The organism is Methylobacterium sp. B1 (assembly GCF_000333255.1).
GTDB lineage: Bacteria > Pseudomonadota > Alphaproteobacteria > Rhizobiales > Beijerinckiaceae > Methylobacterium > Methylobacterium fujisawaense.
Genome location: NZ_BACT01000694.1, coordinates 1 through 6,232 on the forward strand (window position 1 = coordinate 1; position 6,232 = coordinate 6,232).

At 75.4% G+C, this 6,232-nt stretch carries 4 protein-coding genes; 1 reads left to right on the forward strand and 3 read right to left on the reverse strand.

What is annotated here, in order from left to right; genetic code table 11:
• The 3 genes from I53_RS20505 to I53_RS20515 form a co-directional block, all read right to left on the reverse strand.
• Window positions 1-637: MATE family efflux transporter (locus I53_RS20505; protein ID WP_043354122.1), on the reverse strand; the 637-nt coding region annotated here is incomplete at its 3' end.
• Window positions 634-1,965 (reverse strand): lysine N(6)-hydroxylase/L-ornithine N(5)-oxygenase family protein, encoded by a 1,332-nt coding sequence (locus tag I53_RS20510; protein WP_043354124.1) that lies wholly within the window; start codon window positions 1,963-1,965, stop codon window positions 634-636. The genes I53_RS20510 and I53_RS20505, both read right to left, overlap by 4 nt.
• 31 nt (window positions 1,966-1,996) lie before the next feature.
• The gene (locus tag I53_RS20515) at window positions 1,997-3,001 is read right to left on the reverse strand and encodes a GNAT family N-acetyltransferase (RefSeq protein ID WP_251982389.1); all 1,005 of its coding nucleotides are present in this window, start codon (window positions 2,999-3,001) and stop codon (window positions 1,997-1,999) included.
• Between the two features lie 185 nt (window positions 3,002-3,186).
• Here I53_RS20515 and I53_RS20520 point away from each other — a divergent pair, with 185 nt between their 5' ends.
• A complete protein-coding gene (locus I53_RS20520) occupies window positions 3,187-6,156 on the forward strand; it encodes an amino acid adenylation domain-containing protein (RefSeq protein ID WP_083936112.1) in 2,970 nt (989 codons plus the stop codon).
• Window positions 6,157-6,232 lie beyond the last annotated feature (76 nt).

Consider the following 6,232-nt stretch of genomic DNA (forward strand, 5'->3'; position numbering starts at 1 on the left):
AATGCAGCCGTAAAGGGGCGCCCCCCGCGAGCTGCGCGCCGATCGCCGCCCAGCCGGCTCCCGCCGTGCCGAGACCGCAGACCCGGATCAGCACCCCGTCGAGCAGGATGTTGAGGCCGAAGCTGCCGACCATGACGGCGCCGCTGAGGGGCGCATGGCCCTGGGCGCGCACGATGAAGCCGCCGACGATCATCACCAGCATCAGCGCCGTGCCGACCGTGGCGAGCGCCGTGTAGGGTGCGGCCTCCGCGGCGAGGGCGGCATCGGCGCCGAGGAGGCGCAGCCAGAACGGCGTGTCGGCGACGATCGCGGCCGTGACGGCGAGCCCGGCCGGCAGGCTCAGCCAGAAGCCGAGGCCGGCAGAGGCCGCGGCGCGGTCGTCGTCCCCCGCCCCGAGGGCGCGGGAGACCTGCGAGGCCGCCGCGATCCCCGCCCCGTAGCCGAGCGCCGCGACCAGCAGCGTGACCGGATACGCGATGGCGATGGTGGCGATCGCGGCCGCGCCGAGATCGGCCACGAACCACGCATTGACCAGCATCTGCAGCGCGTGGGCCGAGATGCCGAGGATCGCCGGCCCCGACAACCGCAGGACGAGGGCGACGACCCGGTCCTGGTCGAGATCGACCGGCCGCCTCACGGGGCCGCCGCAGCCGACCGGATGGCCGCCCGGGCGGCGCGTTCCTCTTCGAGGATCGTCTGCGCGATGGCGCCGGCCCGCACGGGCAGGATCGACAGCAACGTCTCGGTCAGACCGTGCGTCGGCTCGCTGAAGCCCTGGAGGTGCAGGCTCACCCGGGGCTCGGCGCGCTCCAGCGGCAGGCGGTAGTGCCGGTCCGCGGTCTCGCCGGCCATGAACGGGCGCACGGGATCGAGGATCGCCGGCACCGCGGCGCGCTGGTAGCCGGTGGCGCAGATCACCGCCGCGTAGCTCTGCCGCTCCTCGGTGCCGGCGACGTCGTCGCGCAGGGTCGCGCGCAAGCCCTCCGATGCCGCCTCCAGCGCCACCACCCGGGTGCTCCGCCGCAGCCGGTAGCGGGTCACGCCACTCACCGTCTGCTCGTAGAGCGTGGCGTAGAAGTCCTGGATCAGGTCGGCGTCGACCACCGCGTAGTTGGTGGCGCGGTGGGCGGCGATCAGCTCGGCCCGGACCGGCGCGGGGGCGCCGTGGATCCGGTCGACGGCCGCAGGGTCGAAGATCTCGTTGACGAAGGGACTGTCGTCGGCGGGCTTCAGGGCGGGCCCGCGGATCGCGAGGTCGACGAGCGCCCGCGGGTAGCGTGCGCCGAGATCGGTGACGATCTCCACGGCGCTCTGGCCGCCGCCCACCACCAGGATGCGGGGCTCCGGCCCGTCCAAGCGCGGCGCCCCGAGGGCCTGCGCGATCCCCGGCAGGTACCAGGAGGAGTGGATCAGCCGCCGGTCCTGCGCGTGGGCCGCGAAGGGGGCGGGGATCGCCGGGTCGCCGCCCGCGGCCACGACGAGGTGACGGCAGCGGCGCAGGCGGCGCGTCCCGGCGCCGTCCCGGGCCTCGACCACGAAGGCGGCGAGCCGGCCGTCGCGGATCTCCGGCCGCACGGCCTCCACGGTCTCGCCATACGCGACCACGTCCGAGAAATGGTCCGCCGCCCAGGCCAGGTAGTCGTTGTACTCGACCCGGGACGGGTTGAACGTCTTGAGGTTGAGGAAGGTGCTGAGCCGCCCCTTCACGTGCAGGTAGTTGAGGAAGCTGAACGGGCTCGTCGGATCGCGCAGGGACACGAGGTCCTTCACGAAGCTGATCTGCATGTCGGCGCCGGGCAGCATCATCGCCCGGTGCCAGCCGAACCGATCCTGCCGCTCGATGAACCGCAGGGACGTCCGCGGCGGCCCGTCGCCCATCGCGTCGCGCAGGGCGATGGCCAGGGACAGGTTGGCCGGGCCGAAGCCGATGCCGATGATGTCGTCGGTCGCGGGGTGATCCGTCATCGCTCGCATCTCTGTTCGCTCGGGGGGCGGTCTAGGCCGGCACGGCGGGGGGCCGCGGCGCGGCGTCGGCGGCGGCCGCGCCCGGCACCCAGAGCCGGTCGCGGACGAAATGCTCGCGCGACAGGGCGACCAGGGCCGCCCGCTTGTGGGGGAAGTCGACGGTGGCGATCGTCGCGAAGCCGGAGGCGTGAAGATTCCGGATCTGCTGGGCGTGATCGGCCCGGGGCTCGCCGACGATCCGCTGCGTGCGCGGCTCGTCGAGGAGCAGGTAATGCATCAGCGACGGCAGCCACGCCGAGAGAACGGGCCGCCCGCGGACGGCTTCGTCACCGATCGCCACGTGCCAGCCGCGGTCGTAGGGCCCGGCTTCGTAGAGCGGCCCGAGGCGGCTCTCCCGCGCCCAGTACAGCTCGAAATAGCCGAACGGCTTCCCGTCGAGGCAGCCGAACAGCGGCAGGGTCGCGGGGTCGGACTGGAGCTTGGCGATGTAGGCGGCATGCGCCGCGAGGGTGCCGGTCTCCTGCCAGATCGCGGCGACCCGGGGATCGTTCATCCAGGCGGAGAACAGGGCGACGTCGCCGGGCTCCGTCATCGTGCGGAAGCTCACGGTGCGGCCGAGCCAGGGGATCGCCCGCGCGTAGACCGTGCCGGCGGGCGTCCCGGGCCGCAGCGGGTGGCGGCGCCCGTCCGTGGCGGTGAACAGCTCGGGGAACGGCGGCCGGACCGCGGGAAGCCAGCGGGCGGGGCATTGCCAGAGAAGCCCCGGCAGGATCTCGACCCCGTCGCCGCTGCGCCGGGCCGCGCCGAGGTCGAGCAGCCGCCCGGTCGTCGCCGGATCGGCCGTCACGGCGATGCGCAGGACCCGCGTGTCCTCGGCGGTCAGCGCCTCGGCGCGCGCCAGGATCGCATCCACGGCGGCCGCCGGCTCGACCGAACCGGCGAGGCGGATCACCGGCATCTCCCGGGTCCCCTCCAGGGTCAGCGGCACCCGCGCGTCGGCGTGCGCCGTGTCGTCGTGCATCCCGTCCCTGGACATGCTGGGCCTCGAAGCGTCCGTCATCCGTCCTCCGCGTGTCGCCGGCACCTCCCTGACGGATGGGGCCGCCCGGCGTTCAGACCTTTCGTGCGGGCGCGGCCCGGAGGCCCCGGGGCGCCGCCGTGAACGGCCCCCCGCCTCAACCGTCAGTTCATCGAGGCCCGGAGCGGCGCAGGAGCGAGCGGATGGACAGGCAGACCGGCCAGGCGGCGATGGCGGACGAGGCGGCGATCGCGGACACGGGCGCGGACACGGGCGGGGACACGACCGCGGACACGGGCGGGGATTGGACCCTGGCACCGGTGGTGGTGGCCTTCGACCGGGCCGGGCACGGCGCCTTCTGGCCGGCCGGCCGGGCGCTGCCCGCCGGCTGGAGCCGGGCATACGGCCCCTGCGGGATCGCGGCGGCGCGGGACTGGATCGCCGATCCGGCGCACGCGCCCGAAGCCGCCCCCCTGTCGGAGCCAGCCCCCGACGCCGACCGCGAGAGCGTCCCGGCCCGGCTCGCCCGCCTCGCCGCGGCCGAGCCCGGGCGGCCGGCGGTGGTGTTCGGGAACCGGACGCTCACCCGGGGCGAGCTCGACACCCGGGCCTGCGCCCTCGCGGCCGGGCTCGCGGCCCGGGGGATCGGGCGCGGGGACCGCGTCGCGGTGGCGCTGGAGCGGTCGCCGGAGATGATCGTGGCGCTGCTCGGGGTTCTGCGGGCCGGCGCGGCCTTCCTGCCCCTCGATCCCGCATACCCCGCCGCCCGGGTGCAGCTGATGCTGGCGGATGCCGGCATCGCGCATTGCGTCACGACGCCGGCGATCGCCGCGCGCCTGGAGCTTCCGGCGGGCCTCGCCCGGCTCGATCCCGCCGCCCTGGAAGCCGACCGAGCCGCCGCCGTCCCGGTGATGCCGGAGCCGGGGGATGCCGCCTACCTGATCTACACGTCGGGCTCCACCGGCATGCCGAAGGGCGTGCTCGTGGAACACGGCCCGCTCGCCATGCACTGCCGGACCACGGCCGCGGCCTACGCGATGGACGCGGAGTCGCGCGAGCTCCATGTCCTGTCCTTCGCGTTCGACGGCGCCCACGAGCGCTGGATGACGCCCCTCGTGGCCGGCGGCTGCATCGTGCTGCGCGGCCCCGACCTCTGGACCGCCGCCGAGACCCTGGCGCAGATCCGCCGGCACCGGGTGACCCATGCGGGCTTCCCCACGAGCTTCATCGGCCAGCTCGCCGACTGGGCCGAGCGCCTGGGCGAGGCCCCTTCGGTCCAGGTCTACTCCTTCGGCGGGGAGGGGATGCCCCGGGAGACCTTCGCGCGGCTCGGACGCGCCCTGAAGCCCCGGCTGCTGATCAACGGCTACGGCCCGACCGAATGCGTGATCTCGCCGCTGATCTGGGCGGTGCCGCCGGACGCGACCTTCGACGAGCCCTACGCGCCGATCGGCGGCCCGGTGGGCGCGCGGGCGGCCTACGTGCTGGGGCCCGATCTCGAACCCGTGGGCGCGGGGGAAACCGGCGAGCTCTACATCGGCGGCGGCCTCGCCCGGGGCTATTGGGCGCGTCCGGCGCTCACCGCCGAGCGGTTCCTGCCGGACCCCTTCGCCGCGGGCGGCGGCCGGATGTACCGAACCGGCGACCGCGTGCGGCGCCGTCCCGACGGCAGCCTCGCCTTCGCCGGACGGGCGGACGATCAGGTTAAGATCCGCGGCCACCGGATTGAGATCGGCGAGGTCGAGGCGGCCCTGCGGGGGCTGCCGGGCGTCGCGGAGGCCGTGGTCCTGCGCCGGGAGGGCCCGGCCGGTGCCTATCTCGCGGGCTACGTCGTGCCGTCACGCGGGCGCCGCCCGGAGCCCGGCCGCCTGCGCGCCGGCCTCGCCCGCACCCTGCCGGAGCCCATGGTGCCGGCGAGCCTGACCCTCCTCGACCGGCTTCCGGTGACCGCCAACGGCAAGCTCGACCGCCACGCCCTGCCGGACCCCGCCGCCGACGACCGGCGCGGGCGGCCCCCCGGCTCCGCCACGGAGCGGCGGCTCGCCGGGATCTGGTCCGAGATCCTGGGCTTTCCGGTCCGGGTGGCGGACCGGCGCTTCTTCGAACTCGGCGGCGATTCCCTGTCGGCCCTGCGGCTGGTGGCGCGCCTGCGCCTCATCGCGCCCCGGGGCGGGATCGGCGTGGCGGACCTCCTGCGCGATCCCACCATCGCGGAGCTGGCGGCGCGGATCGATGCCGGATCGGAGGCGGCCGACGAAGGCCTCGCCCCCACGGTCCGGCTGTCCGCCGGGCAGCCGGAGAGCGACCGGCCGGTGCTGGTGCTGTTCCCGGGACTCCTGGTGAGCACCCGGGAATACGAGCCCCTGGTGGCCCATCTCGGCCCCGGGCAGGAGGCGCACGGCTTCCTGTGCGCCTCCCTGGTGGAGGCGGTCCGGCCGCTGCCGGCGGTGGCCGACCTCGCCGACGCCTATGCCGAGCGGGTGCGCGGCCTGATGCGCGGCCGCGCCGGCACGTGCGTCTTCCTGGGCTGGTCCTGGGGCGGGGTGCTGGCCTACGAGACCGCCCGCCGGCTCGGCCCCGGCTTCCCCCTGGCGTGCGTCGGCATGCTCGATGCCTGCGGCCTGGAGGCCAATTTCGCCCCCGGCGCCGGCCGGCCGATCGCGCCCGAGGAGCGGGCGGCCCACGAATCGCTGGTCGGCGCCTGGCTCGAGCGCTCGCCGATGCGTGCGCATTGGGCGGCCCTGCGCGCCCGCATGGACCCGGAGGCCGACCTGCAGTTCCTGCGCTTCCTGGCCGCCGAGCCGCAGCCCCTGCCGACCGACGGACCCGAGGTCGGAAGCCGGGAGCGGATGCTCTGGACGCTGGTCGACCATGCCATTCAGTTCCGCGGCCTCCGGCTGGAACCCGCCGCGGTGCCGGTCCACAGCTTCGTGGCGGCGGAGTCCCTGACCCGCGGCCTGCCGGTGATCGACTGGTCCGCGCTCACCAGCCGGCTTCTCGCGGTGGAGACCGTACCGGAAACCGATCATCTCGACATCGTCCTGTCGCCGTACCTCCACCACCGGATCGCCGCGCTGATGGCGCCCGGTGCCGGGGCATGGGGCCGGGCCGCGCGGACCGTCGCCGGAGCCGCCGCCGGAGCCGCCGGAGCCGCTGCCGGGACCGCCGCATGACTCCGCGGGATCCCGATCTGACCTTCGAGGCCCTGCGCGACGCCCATGTGGCCGCGCTCACCGGCTCCCTATCGAC

Excerpts from the sequence above, each read along its gene's own strand:
- I53_RS20510 (WP_043354124.1), bottom strand. The coding sequence starts at position 1,965 with ATGACGGATCACCCCGCGACCGACGACATCATCGGCATCGGCTTCGGC.
- I53_RS20515 (WP_251982389.1), bottom strand. The coding sequence starts at position 3,001 with ATGTCCAGGGACGGGATGCACGACGACACGGCGCACGCCGACGCGCGG.
- I53_RS20520 (WP_083936112.1), top strand. The coding sequence starts at position 3,187 with ATGGACAGGCAGACCGGCCAGGCGGCGATGGCGGACGAGGCGGCGATC.